General features: G+C 69.4%; 15 protein-coding genes. 9 read left to right on the forward strand and 6 right to left on the reverse strand.

Annotated features, from left to right (window positions below; all coding sequences use genetic code 11):
- Nucleotides 1–174: 174 nt before the first annotated feature.
- Genes metX through ACR9Y5_RS13835 form a run of 4 tightly spaced genes read left to right on the forward strand, consistent with a single transcriptional unit; the run spans nucleotide 175 to nucleotide 4,462 of the window.
- Nucleotides 175–1,380, forward strand: a complete 1,206-nt coding sequence (gene metX, locus ACR9Y5_RS13820; RefSeq protein ID WP_481298478.1) for a homoserine O-acetyltransferase MetX — start codon at nucleotides 175–177, stop codon at nucleotides 1,378–1,380.
- 16 nt (nucleotides 1,381–1,396) lie between these two features.
- Nucleotides 1,397–2,563, forward strand: coding sequence for a sensor histidine kinase (locus ACR9Y5_RS13825; protein ID WP_481298479.1), 1,167 nt, complete (start codon nucleotides 1,397–1,399; stop codon nucleotides 2,561–2,563).
- The gene (locus ACR9Y5_RS13830; protein ID WP_481298480.1) at nucleotides 2,560–3,777 is read left to right on the forward strand and encodes a hypothetical protein; all 1,218 of its coding nucleotides are present in this window, start codon (nucleotides 2,560–2,562) and stop codon (nucleotides 3,775–3,777) included. Before ACR9Y5_RS13825 ends, ACR9Y5_RS13830 begins: the two co-directional genes overlap by 4 nt.
- A 31-nt stretch (nucleotides 3,778–3,808) precedes the next feature.
- Complete coding sequence (locus ACR9Y5_RS13835) at nucleotides 3,809–4,462, forward strand: response regulator (RefSeq protein ID WP_310134815.1); 654 nt, start codon at nucleotides 3,809–3,811, stop codon at nucleotides 4,460–4,462.
- Between the two features lie 79 nt (nucleotides 4,463–4,541).
- On the opposite strand, the gene ACR9Y5_RS13840 is transcribed toward ACR9Y5_RS13835, so the two are convergent.
- The 5 genes from ACR9Y5_RS13840 to ACR9Y5_RS13860 all read right to left on the reverse strand — a co-directional run bounded on the left by ACR9Y5_RS13840 (nucleotide 4,542) and on the right by ACR9Y5_RS13860 (nucleotide 9,111).
- A complete protein-coding gene (locus ACR9Y5_RS13840) occupies nucleotides 4,542–5,834 on the reverse strand; it encodes an MFS transporter (RefSeq protein WP_481298481.1) in 1,293 nt (430 codons plus the stop codon).
- Between the two features lie 286 nt (nucleotides 5,835–6,120).
- Complete coding sequence (locus ACR9Y5_RS13845) at nucleotides 6,121–6,417, reverse strand: hypothetical protein (protein ID WP_481298482.1); 297 nt, start codon at nucleotides 6,415–6,417, stop codon at nucleotides 6,121–6,123.
- A 1-nt stretch (nucleotide 6,418) separates the two neighbouring features.
- Nucleotides 6,419–6,727, reverse strand: a complete 309-nt coding sequence (locus tag ACR9Y5_RS13850) for a thiamine-binding protein (protein ID WP_481298483.1) — start codon at nucleotides 6,725–6,727, stop codon at nucleotides 6,419–6,421.
- 56 nt (nucleotides 6,728–6,783) lie between these two features.
- Entirely contained in the window at nucleotides 6,784–8,124 is a 1,341-nt protein-coding gene (locus ACR9Y5_RS13855; protein WP_481298484.1) for a hypothetical protein, read from the reverse strand.
- A 78-nt stretch (nucleotides 8,125–8,202) separates the two neighbouring features.
- On the reverse strand, nucleotides 8,203–9,111 hold the full coding sequence (locus tag ACR9Y5_RS13860) for an ADP-dependent NAD(P)H-hydrate dehydratase (protein ID WP_481298485.1): 909 nt from the start codon (nucleotides 9,109–9,111) through the stop codon (nucleotides 8,203–8,205).
- A 47-nt stretch (nucleotides 9,112–9,158) separates the two neighbouring features.
- On the opposite strand from ACR9Y5_RS13860, the gene ACR9Y5_RS13865 reads away from it, so the two are divergent.
- Nucleotides 9,159–9,776: an HAD family hydrolase gene (locus tag ACR9Y5_RS13865; protein WP_481298486.1), complete on the forward strand. Its 618-nt coding sequence runs from the start codon at nucleotides 9,159–9,161 to the stop codon at nucleotides 9,774–9,776.
- Between the two features lie 8 nt (nucleotides 9,777–9,784).
- On the forward strand, nucleotides 9,785–10,867 hold the full coding sequence (locus ACR9Y5_RS13870; RefSeq protein ID WP_481298487.1) for an NADH:flavin oxidoreductase/NADH oxidase: 1,083 nt from the start codon (nucleotides 9,785–9,787) through the stop codon (nucleotides 10,865–10,867).
- A 16-nt stretch (nucleotides 10,868–10,883) separates the two neighbouring features.
- Here ACR9Y5_RS13870 and ACR9Y5_RS13875 read toward each other — a convergent pair whose 3' ends face one another.
- Nucleotides 10,884–11,261 (reverse strand): VOC family protein, encoded by a 378-nt coding sequence (locus ACR9Y5_RS13875; RefSeq protein WP_481298488.1) that lies wholly within the window; start codon nucleotides 11,259–11,261, stop codon nucleotides 10,884–10,886.
- Between the two features lie 213 nt (nucleotides 11,262–11,474).
- On the opposite strand from ACR9Y5_RS13875, the gene ACR9Y5_RS13880 reads away from it, so the two are divergent.
- Genes ACR9Y5_RS13880 through ACR9Y5_RS13890 form a run of 3 tightly spaced genes read left to right on the forward strand, consistent with a single transcriptional unit; the run spans nucleotide 11,475 to nucleotide 15,739 of the window.
- A complete protein-coding gene (locus ACR9Y5_RS13880; protein ID WP_481298489.1) occupies nucleotides 11,475–12,839 on the forward strand; it encodes a hemolysin family protein in 1,365 nt (454 codons plus the stop codon).
- Complete coding sequence (locus ACR9Y5_RS13885) at nucleotides 12,832–13,869, forward strand: hemolysin family protein (protein ID WP_310134797.1); 1,038 nt, start codon at nucleotides 12,832–12,834, stop codon at nucleotides 13,867–13,869. Before ACR9Y5_RS13880 ends, ACR9Y5_RS13885 begins: the two co-directional genes overlap by 8 nt.
- A 37-nt stretch (nucleotides 13,870–13,906) precedes the next feature.
- Nucleotides 13,907–15,739, forward strand: a complete 1,833-nt coding sequence (locus ACR9Y5_RS13890) for an ATP-dependent nuclease (RefSeq protein ID WP_481298490.1) — start codon at nucleotides 13,907–13,909, stop codon at nucleotides 15,737–15,739.
- The last annotated feature ends 37 nt before the right edge of the window (nucleotides 15,740–15,776 follow it).

Consider the following 15,776-nt stretch of genomic DNA (forward strand, 5'->3'; position numbering starts at 1 on the left):
CGCCCCCCGTCGAGTACACGAAAAGTGCACGCCGAACCCCGGTTCTGCGTGCACTTTTCGTGTACTCGGGGTGGGGGCTCGGGGTGGGGGCTCGGGGTGGGGGCTCGGGGGTGGGCTCGGGGGTGGGGCGTAACAGAGCGAAGGCGGCCAGCGCGAGACGGGAGAATGGGACGCATGGAGTGGCAGACATCCGCCGACACGGCGCCGTCGAGTTTCATCACGGAGGCGCAGGCGAGGACGCTGCTCGGCAAGCCGCCCGCCAGCGGCGCCTGGAAGGAGTCGGACGCGCCCGGCGACCGCAAGTTCGCGGGGATCGGCGCCTTCGCCTTCGAGAGCGGGGAGAGTCTCCCCTACGTCCGGATCGCCTACGAGACCTGGGGCGAGCTGTCCGCGGAGCGCGACAACGCCGTGCTGGTGCTGCACGCCCTGACCGGCGACTCCCACGCGGTCGGCGCCGCCGGCCCCGGTCACCGCACCGCCGGCTGGTGGCAGGGCATCATCGGGCCGGGCAAGGCCATCGACACGGACCGCTGGTTCGTCGTCGTCCCCAACATGCTGGGCGGCTGCCAGGGAACCACCGGACCGGCCTCCCTCGCCCCCGACGGCGCCGAGTGGGGTCCGCGCTTCCCGTTCACCACCATCCGCGACCAGGTCAACGCCCAGGCCGCCTTCGCGGACACGATCGGCATCGACCGCTGGGCCGCCGTCGTCGGCGGCTCGATGGGCGGGATGCAGGCCCTCGAGTGGGCCGTCACCTTCCCTGACCGTGTGGAGCGGCTGGCCGTGATCGCCGCTCCCCCGTTCTCGACCGCCGACCAGATCGCGCTCAACTCGGTGCAGGTCGAGGCGGTGCGCACCGACCCGCTGTTCCGCGGCGGCCAGTACTACGACGCCGAGGACGGCGACGGACCGCACCGCGGGCTCGCGCTCGCCCGGCGGATGGCGCTGCTCAACTATCGCAGCCCGTCGGAGCTCAACGAGCGCTTCCAGCGCGCCTGGCAGAGCGGGATCAGCCCGCTCGGCGGCGGAGGCCGCTTCGCGGTCGAGTCGTACCTCGACTTCCACGGCAACAAGTTCACCCGGCGCTTCGACGCCAACAGCTACATCACGCTGGTCGAGGCGATGAACTCGCACGACGTCGGCCGCGGTCGAGGCGGACTGGCGGCCGGCCTCTCGCGGGTGACCGCCCGCACCCTCGTGGTCGGCATCGACAGCGACCGCCTGTTCCCCGTGGAGGGACAGGAACGTATCGCCTACCATGTTCCGCACACGCTGGACGGTAGAGTTCCAGTGGTGATCCGCTCGGACTTCGGCCACGACGGGTTCCTGATCGAGGACGACGCCGTCAGCGCACAGCTGCGGCGGCTTCTCGCCGGCTGACGGAGGATGGAGGGGCATGTCGCGCATCCAGAAGGAGCGTGATCGTCTCCTCGCCTCGACGGCACGCACGGTCGGCCTCACCGCGACGGTCACCGCGCTGCTCTGCCTGAGCGTGCCCGGTTCGCTGCCGCTGCCGCTCTACCTGGCATCCCTGGTGTTGGTGCTCTGCATGGGCTACGCGCAGTGGCAGCTCGCCGGACTGCTGCGGCTGACCCTGTGGATGTGGGTCATCGTGGTCGCGGGGGTCGCGCTCATCCTTCTCCACATGCTCCCCGGGTCCGCCCTGGGACCCTCCGCCATCAGTGCGGTGGGGGTGGTCGGCGCCGCTTCCGTCGCCTGCGTCGCCGTGCTGGCCGTCACCTCCCGCGCCCGCGTGCTGCTCCTGGTAGTCGCGGCCGCGGCGACGCTGGCGGCTCTCGGCGTGACGCTCGGGATGACGCACTCACGTCTGGTGGAGCCGCTCGTCTTCACCGTCACCGGCTGGGTCGCGCTGACGGCGACCGGGATCTGGCTGTCGCGTACCGTCCCCCGGACGCTGAAGCGCATCTCGACCATGAGCCGCGCGTACCGCGTCGAACGCCAGGCGAGCGAGACCGAGGCGCGCCGCCGGCAGAGCGCCCGCCTGCTGCACGACACCGTGCTGGCGACCCTCACGCTGCTCGCGCACTCCGGAGTGGGCGTCAGCCACGGCGCGCTGCGGGAACAGGCGGCAGAGGATGCGGCCCTGCTGCGGCAGCTGCGCCTCGGCTTCACGCCCGACCCGGCCCGCTCGGGCGACTACAAGCTCAAGCCGGTGGAGGAGTCCACCCTCGGCAAGACGCTGGAGTCGGTCAAGCAGCGCTTCCGCCGCATGGGGCTCGAGGTCAACTGGCACGGCGCGGGGCAGGTGCTGCTGCCCTCGGATGTGCTGGACGCGTTCCTGCTCGCCCTCGGCGAGTGCCTGGAGAACGTCCGCAGGCACTCCGGCGTCAACGAGGCGCACGTCACCATCACGGACGACGAGACGAACGTCCGGGCCATGGTCACGGACGCGGGCAAGGGCTTCGACGTGGAGACGATCGACACCGGGCGTCTCGGCTTCACCGAGTCGATCGTCGCCCGGCTGCGCGATGTCGGCGGCAACGCCCGCCTGTTCTCCTCGCCCGGCAGCGGGACGACGGTGGTGCTGGAGGTGCCCAAATGACCCGCGTCGACGAACGGACCGTGCCCCGCAACCCGGTGGCGCGCGGCGCCGCCGGTGACGAGCGGGATGCGCTCGGCCGCGCACGACTCGACCTCGGCTTCAACGTCGCGACGGTGTCGCTGATCGCGTTCCTGCTCATCCTGTTCGGGCTGAACGTGCCGGAGTACGCGTTCCTGGGGCTCACGATCGCCGCCTGGGTGCTCGTCTCGGTCACGCTCGTCGCGGCACTGGTGCTGCGTTTCCGGCTGCCCGCCGAGCTGCCGCTCTGGCTGTATCTCGGCGCCCTCGGGGTGTGGGCTGCGGCGGTCGCGCTCGACATCGCCGGCACGTGGCCGGCCGGCGGCGCGATCGTCCCGCTCACCGCCGCAGCCGCCGTCGGCCCGGCGCTGCTGCTCTGCGTCCCCGTGCGGCCGGCGCGCGACATCGTGATCGCGACGGCCGCTCTCGGCGCCGTCCTCGCCGTCGTGGTGATCTGGCGGGCGCTCCCCGACCTCCAGCTGCTCGGACCGGGCTTCGCGACGGTGGCCATCGCGGTCGCTCCCCCGCTCGTCGGTGTCCAGATCGTCCGCTCGCTGCGCACCCTCGTCCAACTCGAGCTCGACCTGGTGCAGGTGCAGAGCACGGTCGTCTCGCCCGGCTACGCCATCGGGATGCTCGCCTCCGAGGAGCTCGCACGGCTCGACCTCGCCGCCGAGCGCCTTCTTGACGGCGTCGCGACCGGGCGCACCGCGCTCCCGCTCGACGAGGACACGGCGGACGCCGCGGCCAGTATCGCCACCGAGCTCCGGCTCCACCTCATCCAGGGCCGCAAGGAGACGTGGCTCTACCATGCGGTCACCGAGTCGGCCCTGTTGGGCCCGTCGGTGACGCTGACCGACCCGGACGGGCTCGCGGCCGGACTCAACCGCGATCAGCGCGACGGCCTCCTCACCGCCGTGTGGCTGCTGATCAGCGACCCGGTGCGCACGGGCGCCGGACTGCCGCGTACGCTCACCCTCGACCTCTCCCGGCCGGTGGGCACGTATCCGCGCACCGCGAACCCGGGCGCGACCATGACGATCGCGATCTCGACGAGCGGTGTGCCGCGAAACGGGGTAGACCCCGCGGCATGGCAAGCTATCCGTAAGGTGGGACGCTACGTCGAGTCGTTCTCCGGATCGGCCCTGCGCATCGAGATCACCACGGTGAGGGACACGTCTGCGGAGCTGGGCTGAACCAGCCGAACGGGATAGAGAGAGGCACATCATGGGCGAGGAACCGCCGATTCGGATCGCGATCGTCGACGACCACAAGATGCTGCTCGGCGCGCTGACCGAATGGATCCGTAGTGCTGCGGACGACATCCGCATGGTCGCAGCGGTCGCGAGCTGGCCGGAACTGCTCACGCACCCCGAGTTCCCGGTCGACGTCGTACTGCTCGACCTCGACCTGAAGGACAACATCCCGATCTCGCTGAAGCTCTCCACGCTGAAGACGACCGGTGTTGCGACCGTGCTGATGAGCACCTACTCGGAGCCCGCGGTCGTCCGCGAGGCGCTGGCGGCGGGCGCCATGGGTTACCTCGTGAAGAGCGAGGATGCGGAGATGATCGTCGAGGCGATCCGCGCCGCCCGCAAGGGCGAGTCGTTCATCTCGGCCGAGCTCGACCTGGCGCTGAACGCCGGCGAGGCCGGCGGTGCGCCGAAGCTGAGCGCCCAGGAGCGCCGGGTGATGGCTCTCTACGGCGCGGGCGAACCGGTCAAGGCCGTCGCCTTCCAGCTGGGCATCTCGGACGAGACGGCCAAGAGCTACCTCAAGCGCATCCGCGAGAAGTACCGGGTGGCCGGCTACGACGTGGGCACCAAGGTCGCCCTGCGGAAGCGCGCCATCCAGGACGGCATCCTGCTGCAGAACGACTGAGCCGGCCGGTTCTCGCGCGGGCTGCACGCCGCGCGGCGTGGGCGTGCGCGCCCTGCGCTGCCCGGCCCTCGCGGGGCCGTCAGTCCACGGGGGCCGAGACCGGCTGCGGAAGCGGCCGCTGGGCAGCGATCGACCCGGTCGCCACACCGCGGCGGATGCGCGACCGGTCGATGCCGAACGAGATCAGCGCCAGCACGATTCCGCCGATGGCGAGCAGCCCGCCCACCACGACCGGCGACAGGTAGCCGAGACCCGCGGCGATCGTCAGACCGCCGAAGAACGCTCCGGCGGCGTTCGCGATGTTGAGCGCCGAGTGGTTCAGCGCCGCGGCGATCGACTGGCTGTCGCGCGCCACATCCATCAGCCGGGTCTGGATGGTCGGCGACAGCGCCGAGCACGCGCCCGACACCACGAATACCGAGATCAGCAGGCCGGCGACCGTGGATGCGGTGAGCCAGAGCACGGCGAGCCCGAAAAGCAGGATGGCGAAGAACAGCAGCATGCTGCGGGGGACGCTGTGGTCGGCCGCGCGCCCGCCGACGATGTTGCCGACCGTCATGCCCAGCCCCACGAGCACGAGGACCAGCGGGACGGTCGCCTCGGGCATCCCCGTGATCGTGGTCACGATCGGCGCGATGTACGTGTAGACGGCGAAGAAGCCGCCGAACCCGACAGCGCCGACCAGCAGGGCGAGCCAGACCTGCAGCCGCGTGAACGCCTTCAGTTCGTTGTGGACGGTCGCGCGGGCGTCCCCTGCCTGCCATGGCACCAGGAAGGCCACCGCCACGAACGTCAGGGCGAAGAGCGCGGCGACCACCAGGTAGGCGATGCGCCACCCGCTGTGCTGACCGATCCAGGTGATCGTCGGCACGCCGATGACGTTCGCGATGGTGAGCCCCGACAGTACGAACGCCACCCCCCGACCGCGTCGGCCCGGACCCATCAGCGACGCGGCGACCAGCGATGCGATGCCGAAGTAGGCGCCGTGCGGCAGCGCCGAGACGAAGCGTGCCAGCATCACGAGCTGGAAGGTGGGGGCGACCGCCGAGGCGAGCGTCCCGACCGTGAACGCGACGAGCAGCCACAGCAGGAGCTTCTTGCGCGGCCAGCGGGCGGCGAAGGCGGCGATCGTCGGTGCGCCGACCACGACCCCGAGGGCGTACGCCGAGATGATCCACCCCGCCTGCGCGTTCGCATCGCTCGGCGACGCCGCGTACAGCTGCGGCAGCAGGTCGTGGGCGATGTCGGGCAGGAGGCCCATCGCCACGAACTCGGTGGATCCGATGCCGAAGCCACCGAGGGCGAGCGCCAGCAGCGCAAGACGAATACGGGCCGACGACATCTGCGCCGGCCCGTCGATAAGCGGGGTCACCCGCCTACCCTATATCGAATCGTTTCGACCCGCTGCCGCCCGCACCCCGGCGATTTTGGCACAAAATCGCAAGCGGGCGCGGGGCGCACATTCGTGCCGAATGTCGAGAACGTCCGGCGCAGAGCAGACATTCGGCACGAATGTCCCGCGACGGAGGCCTGCCAGATCGGCCTCGGGCGTCGGCGGCGCGGACATTCGTGCCGAATGTCCGCAAAGACGGGCTCAGAGGCGTCATTCGGCACGAATGTGCGCACGGGCGACCGACGAAGGCGTGAGGGGCGCGCGCTTAGGCGCGTGGCTCGCCGGGGGCGCCAGCGGCCGCGCCGGCCGCGGGGGCGCCGGCCCCGCCAGCAGCCGCGCCGGGCGCCGTCGTCTGCTCCTCGAAGAACTCCGCGACGTCGACGTCGCGCGTCTCCTCCGGAGGCGCCACGCGGGTCCGCACCGCGCCGACGATCGCGACGATGACGACGCCGACCAGCAGCCCTCCGACGAGCACCGCGACGAGCACCGCCACGATCGCCAGCAGCGGCCCGAACGCGACCAACAGTCCGAAGACGAGGCTGACCAGCGTGTACAGGTCCACGTCAGTCGCCCGACTCCAGTGCCGCCTCGAGACGCTGCACCTTGCCGTCGAGCTCGCCCGAGTACCCGGGGCGGATGTCCGCCTTCAGGACGAGCGACACCCGCGTCCCGTAGCGCCCCACCGCCTCGGTCGCGCGGCGGACGACGTCGAACACCTCGTCCCACTCACCCTCGATGGTCGTGAACATCGCGTCCGTGCGATTCGGGAGGCCCGACTCGCGCACCACGCGCACGGCCGCGGCGACCGCGTCATGCACGGACCCATCCGCGCCTTCGCCCCCGCTCGGGGCGACAGAGAACGCCACCAGCATGTCTTCCTCCTTCTTCCGTCCGCGCCTCGGCGCGGGTCGCATCAGCGCGGGTTGGCTCAGCGCGGGTCGCCCCCGACCGGTTCCGCGTGCGCCCCGGGCGCCGAGCGGAACGGCCACGCATGGGCCGGCACCAGGTCGCCGGCCGCCTCCTGGCGGTGCCGCTTGCGCCAGAGCGCCGCGATGGTCCAGCCCAGGATCACGAAGTACATCAGGTTGCGCAGCGTCAGCACCGCGACCATCGCAGGGTCGGGCACGAGCAGCCAGTCGTACAGGAACGGGTAGAACACCTGCGTGAGGCCTGCCGTGACGAGCACCAGCACCGCGGGGACGCGGAATCCCCTGCCCTGGTAGGCGAGCCCGATCACGACCGGCGCCGCGAGCCACACCACGTACTGCGGCGACCCGACCTTGTTGAACGCGATGAACGCGGTCACCAGCGCGAGCGACAGCTCGGGCAGGATGCGCGTGTACGGCGTGCCGCGCCGCACCGCGCGGACCCCGATCAGCGTGACCACGACGGCGGTCAGGCCGAACAACGGGTTCATGAGCGAACCCGCAGCCTCCGTCCCCTGCCCGCTCACCTGGAAGGTGAGCAGCTGACGGTCGTAGTAGACCTCCGCCCCCGGCACGTGGAACGCCGCCTGCCACATCCAGATGGTGCTGACCGGCGCCTCGATCTGCAGTCCGCGGTCGGTCTGCATGGTGATGAAGCTCAGGAGGTGCCAACCGGCGCCGAAGATCAACGGCACCGCCGCGATCACGGCCGAGGTGACGACCGCGACGAGGACGATGTGCCAGCGCGAGCGGAGGGCGACGACGGCGGCGAGCACGATGGCGGCGGGCCACACCTTGATCCAGGTCGCCGCGGTCAGCACCACGACGGCCGCCCGCTCGTGCAGGGTCAGCCAGAGGAGCCCGACGATCGCGAGGGAGGCGGAGACCGCGTCCAGCCGGCCGACCGCGATCGGGCCGAGCAGGAGCAGGAACGCGAGCCACCACCAGGCGGCGATCAGCCGGCGCGGTTCGCGCCCCACGATCAGCACGGCGAACGCGGCCGCGTTGAGCAGCATGACCAGGTTCAGCCAGCCCCAGACGTACCCGTCGCTGCCGAACAGCAGCGGGAGCATGATCGGCACGATGGCGCCGAACGGGTACACCCAGTCCGAGTTGACCCCGACGATCTGGGTGCCCTGGGCGGCCAGCTGGGCCCAGGGCTTGTAGACGAGGAACACGTCGCCGAGGCCCTTGCCCTGATCGAGTGCCAGGCCGGCGACGATGAGGTGCACGGCGAGGAATGCGATCCAGAGCGAGAGCGGGCTGTAGACGGCGCGACGGAGGGCTCCGGGTTCCGCGCGCGGGGTCGCCGGGGCGGGAACCGGCGCCGCTTCCATCCCCATGTCGCCACATCCTAGGGGATGCCGTGGCCGGGCTCCTGAACTGCGGCCGGTCAGCGGTCAGCGAGCGCCGGCCGGCAGTCAGCGCTGGGCACGGACCAGGTCGCGCACCACGCCCGGCAGCGCTCCCACGATGTCGAGCGCCACGATCGGGCCGCCGTCCGCCGCCCGCTCCCCCGCCCGGCCGTGCACCCAGGCGGCCGTCGCGCCGAGGGCGGCGAGCGCCGCGTGCCCGTCCTCGTCGATCTCGCGGGCGTGCGTCGCCACGAGAGCCCCCAGCACCCCTCCCAGCACGTCGCCGCTGCCCGCGGTCGCCAGCCACGCGGGGCCGGCTGTCACCGCGTAGCGGGGTCCGCCCGGGGCGGCCACATAGGTGGTGCTGCCCTTCAGGAGGACGGTCACCCCCAGGCTGTCCGCGGCGCGCATGGCCCAGTCGCCCGGGTCGGCGGCGATGTCGTCGGCGGTCACCGCGTCCGAGTCGTCATCGGCGCCCGGCGCGAGCATCGTCGCCAGTTCGCGGAAGTGGGGGGTGACGATGACCGGCGCCGACGCCCGGCCGACCAGGTCGAGCGCGCCGGCGTCGATCACCAGGGGCGTGCCGTCGCGCAGGGCCGCGCGGAGGCGCTGGGCGTCGTCGTCGGGCCGGGCCGACGCATCCATGCCCGAGCCGAGCAGCCAGCCCTGCACCCGTCCCGGCGCAGTCACGATCTCCGGCCGGCGCCGCATCACCAGGTCGGAGGGCCGGTCGGCGCCCAGGTACCGGATCATGCCGACGCCGGTGCGCGACGCCCCCTCGACGCCGAGCACGGCGGCGCCCGGATAGCGGTCCGAGCCCGTGACCACCCCGAGCACGCCGCGCGAGTACTTGTCGCTCGACTCCTGCGGCACGGCGATCCAGGCCGCCGCGTCCCCCTCGTCCCAGTTCCGCCATCCGGTCACCGGCCGCCTCCGCTCCTCGTCGCAGCTGAGCGCGCGTGCGCCCGCCACCATCGAACCCCTTCCGACCTCACGATAGGACCCCGCGATAGGTTGGGGGCATGGCGATCAGCATCCCCGGCAAAGTGGTCGTGTTCGACTACGGAGAGGTCATCTCGACGACCCCCACGCAGGAGGATCGCTCCGCGCTGGCCGAACTCGCCGGCGGTGAGGCCGAGGTCTTCTGGCCGGCGTACTGGCGGCACCGGGATGCTCTCGACCAGGGCACCCTGAGCATCCAGTCGTACTGGCGCGGCATCGAGCGGGAGCTCGGCGAGAGCTGGGGCGATGCGACGATCCACCGGTTGTGGCTGGCCGACTTCCGCAGCTGGCTCACCATCGACCACGACACGCTCGACGTGCTGCTCGACCTCAAGGCCGGCGGCACCCGGATGGCGCTGCTCTCGAACGCGGGACGCGATTTCGGCTCCTACTTCCGGCACGGGACCCTCGGCGACCTGTTCGAGAAGGTCTTCGTGAGCGGTGAGCTCGGCACGATCAAACCGAGCGCCGACATCTTCGAGCACGTGATGGCGGAACTCGGCGTGACGCCCGGGCAGACGGTCTTCATCGACAACAAGGAGGCCAACGTGCGCGGGGCCGAAGCCCTCGGCATCGCGGGCCATGTCTTCACGACTCCTCAGGATCTCCGGGCATATCTCGACGCGCTCGGGTCTTAGATAACGACATGCCCTCTCTTTTCGACCCCCTGACACTGCGCGGCGTGACCGCGCGCAACCGTATCTGGGCCTCGCCGATGTGCCAGTACTCGGTGCTGGACCAGTCCGGCGTCCCGAACACGTGGCACCTCGTCCACCTGGGCTCCCTGGCCACCGGCGGGAGCGGCATCGTCTTCAGCGAGGCGACCGCGGTCAGCCCGGAGGGCCGCATCAGCCCGCAGGACACAGGGATCTGGACGGATGAGCAGCGCGACGCGTGGAAGCCGATCGTCGCCTTCGTCGAGGAGCAGGGCGCCGTCCCCGGCATCCAGCTCGCCCATGCCGGCCGCAAAGCGTCGAGCTGGGCGGCCTGGGGCTTCGAGGGCCGCACGGGCACCGTCCCCGAGAGCGAGGGCGGCTGGCGCACGGTCGCCCCCTCGGCCGTCGCCTTCGAGGGCTACGACGTGCCGCAGGAGCTCGACCCGGCCGGTATCGACACCGTCGTCGAGGACTTCCGCGCTGCGACGCGGCGGTCGATCGGGGCCGGGTTCCGTGTGCTCGAGTTGCACGCCGCGCACGGCTACCTGCTGCACCAGTTCCTGTCCCCGATCTCCAACCTGCGCACCGACGAGTACGGCGGCTCGCTGGAGAACCGGGCGCGCCTGCTGCTCCGCGTGATCGCCGCCGTGCGCGAGGAGGCACCCGACGCTCCCCTGTTCGTCCGCTTCTCCGCCAGCGACTGGACCGAGGGCGGCTGGGACGAGCACCAGACGGCGACCGTCGCCTCGTGGGCGCAGGACGCCGGCGCCGACTTCTTCGACATCTCCAGCGGCGGCATCCAGGCGGGCATCCGCATCCCGGTCGAGCCGGGCTACCAGGTGCCGTTCGCGCACCACGTGCGCAGCACATCCGACGTGGATGTGAGCGCGGTCGGGCTCATCACGACGCCCCAGCAGGCGGCTGAGATCGTCGAGAGCGGTCAGGCGGATGCCGTCATGCTCGCCCGCGAACTGCTGCGCGACCCGCACTTCCCCCTCCGCGCCGCCCACGAGCTGGGCGTCGAGATCGGGTACTGGCCGCCGCAGTACGAGCGGGCGCGCTGGCGCCACTGAGCGGCGCCGGCTGAGATCACGTCGGCTGCGTCAGGCAGAGGTAGTTGCCCTCGCTGTCCTGGAACCAGGCCGACCGCCCCATCTCGTCGGTGGCGATGCCGTTCACCGTCGTGAGCCCGGGGAAGTCGTAGTCCGCGAACTCGACCCCCCGCTCGCGCAGGTGCGCCATCGTCGCCTCGATGTCGTCGACCAGCCAGCACATCGAGGTGTTCTTCGCGGTACCGGCGTTGGCCGTCTCGTACACGTAGATCTTGGCGTCCGATCCCGTGCCGTACAGCACGCCGCCTTCGTTCGTCTGCTCCGGTTCGAGCTCCAGCTTGTCGCGGTACCACGCAGTGGCACGCTGCAGGTCGGAGGCAGGAAGGACGGAGTACGTGACACACGTCTCCAGCATGAGAATCCTCCTTCATCCGGGGGGCACGATACGCGCGCGGGAGGAACGCTCTGCTCCTGGAATCGCGGTTCTACCCCGTCACGGTCGCGGCTGGGAATCCGCCTGAGAAGTCCCGCAGGCGGCGCATCGAGCCTCGATATACTGGCCGACACATGGACGACCCTCCCTCTCGTAGCCCATTCCTCGAGGCGCGCCCGCCACGGAGCGTGCGAGGTGAACGCCGTGCTCTCTGAGTGGATCCTGCTGGGCGTCGGCCTTCTGCTCACCATCGGCACCGGCCTGTTCGTCGCCAGCGAGTTCGCCCTCGTCAACCTCGACCGCGGCGATCTCGAGGCCCGACGGGAGCGCGGCGAGTCGCGGCTCGCCATGACGATCGCGGCGCTGAAGATCACGTCCACCCACCTGTCCAGCGCCCAGCTCGGCATCACCCTGACCACGCTGCTCACCGGTTACACGATGGAGCCGGCCATCAGCTCGCTGCTGCGCGGCCCGCTGACGGCGACCGGGCTCCCGGAGGGTGCGGTCACCGTGATCGCGTCGATCGTCGCCATCGCCGTCGCGACCCTGCTCTCGATGATCCTCGGCGAGCTCGTCCCGAAGAACTTCGCCCTCGCCCTGCCGCTGGCGACGGCCAAGCTGGTCATCCCGTTCCAGACGGTGTTCACCACCGTGTTCCGGCCGTTCGTGGCCCTGCTGAACGGCACCGCCAACGGGTTCCTCCGCCTGCTCGGCGTCGAGCCGAAGGAGGAGCTGTCGGGCGCGCGCACGGCCGATGAGCTGTCGTCCCTGGTCCGGCGCTCGGCGAGCGCCGGCGTGCTGGAGGAGGACACGGCGACGCTGCTCAGCCGCACCCTGGCGTTCTCGTCGCGCAACGCGTCGGACGTGATGACGCCCCGGCCGCGGATCGAGACGGTGCAGCGCACGGAGTCCGCCCAGGCCGTCGCCGAGCTCGCGCGCCGTACCGGCTACTCCCGCTTCCCGGTGATCGGCGACGACATCGACGACGTGCTCGGCGTGGTGCACGTCAAGCAAGCGGTCGCCGTGCCCCGGCAGCGCCGCGGCCGGGTCCCCGCGTCGGCGCTGATGACCGACCCGCTCCGCGTGCCCGAGACCATGAACCTGGACACCCTCCTGGGCGAGCTGCGCGGGCGCGGCTACCAGCTGGCGATCGTCGTCGACGAGTACGGCGGCACGTCCGGCATCGCGACCCTCGAAGACCTCGTGGAGGAGATCGTCGGCGAGGTCGCGGACGAGCACGACCGCACCCGTGCCGGCGTCATCCGCGGACGCGACTCGATCACGTTCCCGGGCATCCTGCGCCCCGACGAACTGGAGGAGCGCGCAGGGGTCACCGTTCCGGAGGACGGTCCGTACGAGACCGTCGCCGGTTTCGTCATGAACGAGCTGGGCCGCCTGCCGAAGGTGGGCGACGAGGTCGCCATCGAGGGCGGGACGCTGCGCGTCGAGCGCCTTGACGGCCGGCGGGTCGACCGCATCCGGTACACGCCGGACCCGGTGCCCGTCGGCGAGAACGCGAATGCGAAGAGCGCGAACGGAGAGGGGGCCGCCCATGAGTGACTGGGCAGGGATCGCGTGGCTCGTGGTGCTGCTCGCCGTCAACGCCTTCTTCGTCGGCGCGGAGTTCGCCGTCATCTCCGCCCGCCGCTCCCAGATCGAGCCGCTCGCGGAGCGGGGCAAGCGGAGCGCCAAGACGGCGCTGTTCGCGATGGAGCACGCGACCCTGATGCTGGCGACCACGCAGCTCGGCATCACGGTGTGCTCGCTGCTGATCCTGAACGTCTCGGAGCCGGCCATCCATCACCTGCTGGAGGTGCCGCTGCACGCGACCGGATGGTCGGAGGAGGTCATCGGCACGATCGCGTTCATCGTGGCGCTGGTGGTCGTCTCCTTCCTGCACGTGGTGTTCGGCGAGATGGTGCCGAAGAACATCTCGTTCTCGATGCCCGACAAGGCTGCGCTCCTGCTGGCGCCGCCACTGGTCGGCATCGGACGTGCCGTGCGGCCGATCATCGTGGCTCTGAACGCGAGCGCGAACGCCGTGCTGCGGCTGTTCCGCGTCGAGCCGAAGGACGAGGCCGCGAGCACGTTCACCCTCGACGAGGTGGCGACGATCGTCTCCCAGTCGACGAGGGAGGGTGTGCTCACCGACCGCACGGGAGCACTGACGGCGGCATTCGAGTTCACCGAGAAGAAGGTGCGGGATGTCGCCGTCGCGCTCGACGCGCTGGTCACCCTCCCGTCCTCCCCCACGCCGAAGGACGTCGAGAAGGCCGTGGCGAAGCACGGCTTCTCGCGGTACGTCGTACCCGACGCCGATGGCGAGCCGACCGGCTACCTCCACCTCAAGGACGTGCTCGACCTGGAGGAGACCGGCTTCGAGCTCCCGGTGCCCGCCAAGCGCATCCGCCGCCTGGTGACCGTCTTCTCCGGCAGCGACCTGGAGGACGCCCTCGCCACCATGCGCCGCTCGGGCAGTCACCTGGCGCGCGTGGTCGACGGTGAGGGCGCGACCGCCGGCGTGCTGTTCCTGGAGGACATCATCGAGGAGCTGGTCGGCGAAGTGCAGGACGCGACCCGGCGGACCTGACCGCGGACGGCTATGAGGCGCGACAAGCGAGGCCTCGATGGAGCAAAATTCTTCCGGTCGTGGCGTGTCGGCCTTTATGACCTTGCATTGTTATGTAAATTGGCAAGCCCACGGCACAAAGCTGGAGGCGCGCTTGCTCAAACAACTTCGGCTGGTCAACTTCCGATCGTTGAAGGATTTTACCGTCACATTCGGCGAGGGTGCGTACCTCGTAGGGCCGAACAACGCAGGCAAGTCAACAATCCTTACGGCGCTTCGGGTGGCAGACGTTCTCATGAGATACGCCTACCGTCGAAAGACTGAAACCATGACGCTCGATGCCGGAATTCGCCGGCCGAGTTACCCTCTCATCTTGCGCGAATTCCCCGCCCTACAAGATAGCGTGCGGCATGAATTCGGGACGAGTGAGGCGCGGCTGGAGCTCGAATGGAAAAGCGGATCGCGACTTACGGCCGTGTGGCCGGAAGAGACCGGAGACGACAGCGTCGAGCCGTTTTTCTATATGGAGTCTGAGAATGGGGCCTCAGTAAAGTCACCGACGGAAGCAAAAGCTTCGTTCGAGCCGCTAGGCATCATTCCGATCCTTGGACCCGTCGAGCAAAGCGAGAAGCTATTGGCCGAGGAGTACGTTAGAGGCAATATCGCCGGCCGCCTGAGCAGTCGCCATTTCCGAAATCAGATCCGCATCCTACGAGGTGACATTCTCCTCGACGGTTTCCTTGAGTGGGCCAGCCCATGGATGAGCGAGTTAACTTACGATTCGCTCTCCATCGAACACGCAGATGAGGGCGCGGTGCTCAAACTGTACTTCTACGAGGAGGACAGCCGAGTACCCAAGGAGGTCGTCTGGCTCGGGGACGGGATCCAAGTCTGGCTTCAGTTGCTTTATCACATTCACCGTGTTCGGGACTACTCAACCATCGTCCTTGACGAGCCTGAGGTATACCTGCATCCGGATCTACAGCGTCGACTCGTCCGCCTCCTTGAGTCGACGGGGCGCCAGATTGTGGTTGCCACGCACTCAACCGAAATGGTTACCGAGTCCGATGGACGACTTACCGTGCTCGTTGACAAGTCCCGAAAGCGGGCGAGCCGGCCGAAGTCGGATGCGCAGTTTGAGATGCTATCCAACGCTTTGGGAACAGCCTTCAACCTTCGCCTAGCGCGAGCACTGCGATCTCGAGTGGCAGTTTTCGTGGAAGGGCAGGACATGGTTGTCCTCAGGCGTTTCGCCAAGGCTCTCGGCCTGGACTCACTGGCTGGCGAAATCGGGATTTCGGTGATCGCACTTCAGGGGTACAGCAATTGGGGTCAGGTTGAGCCATTCAGGTGGTTATGCGATGAACTATTGCCGAACGCAATCCGGACCTTCGTCATATTGGACCGGGACTATCGCAGCACCGAAACATGCAACGAAGTTGTGGGTAAGTTCGAGGCCGAGGCCGTCAACGCACACATCTGGGAGCGCAAAGAGCTCGAAAGCTATCTGTTAACTCCATCGGTCATAGCCCGACTGAGCGGGATGCCACTACACGAGGTGAGTCAATCACTTGACGAGATCACACGCGAGATGGAATCCGACGTTTTTAGTCGCCGACACGACGAAACCTTGAATACGGAGGTAACAGCACATCGGCATCGCGTCGATGTCACGAAGGCTTTCAAGGCCGACTTTGACGCAAAGTGGGGGGATCTGGAATATCGGCTGTCGGTTTGTCCGCCGAAACAAGTGCTTTCACAGCTCAACGGCCGACTCCAGGCCAAGAAGCTTCGCACCCTCTCCACTTCGGCCCTCGCGAGCGGACACAGAAGAACTGAGATCGCTACGGAGATGGCCGCAGTCCTTCGAAGTATCGAAGCAGCCGTTTAGGCTCGTCCGCCAACCGCAGGAAGGCACCCAAGTACAC

The sequence above is a fragment of the Leifsonia sp. KNZ13-11D genome, assembly GCF_056754895.1.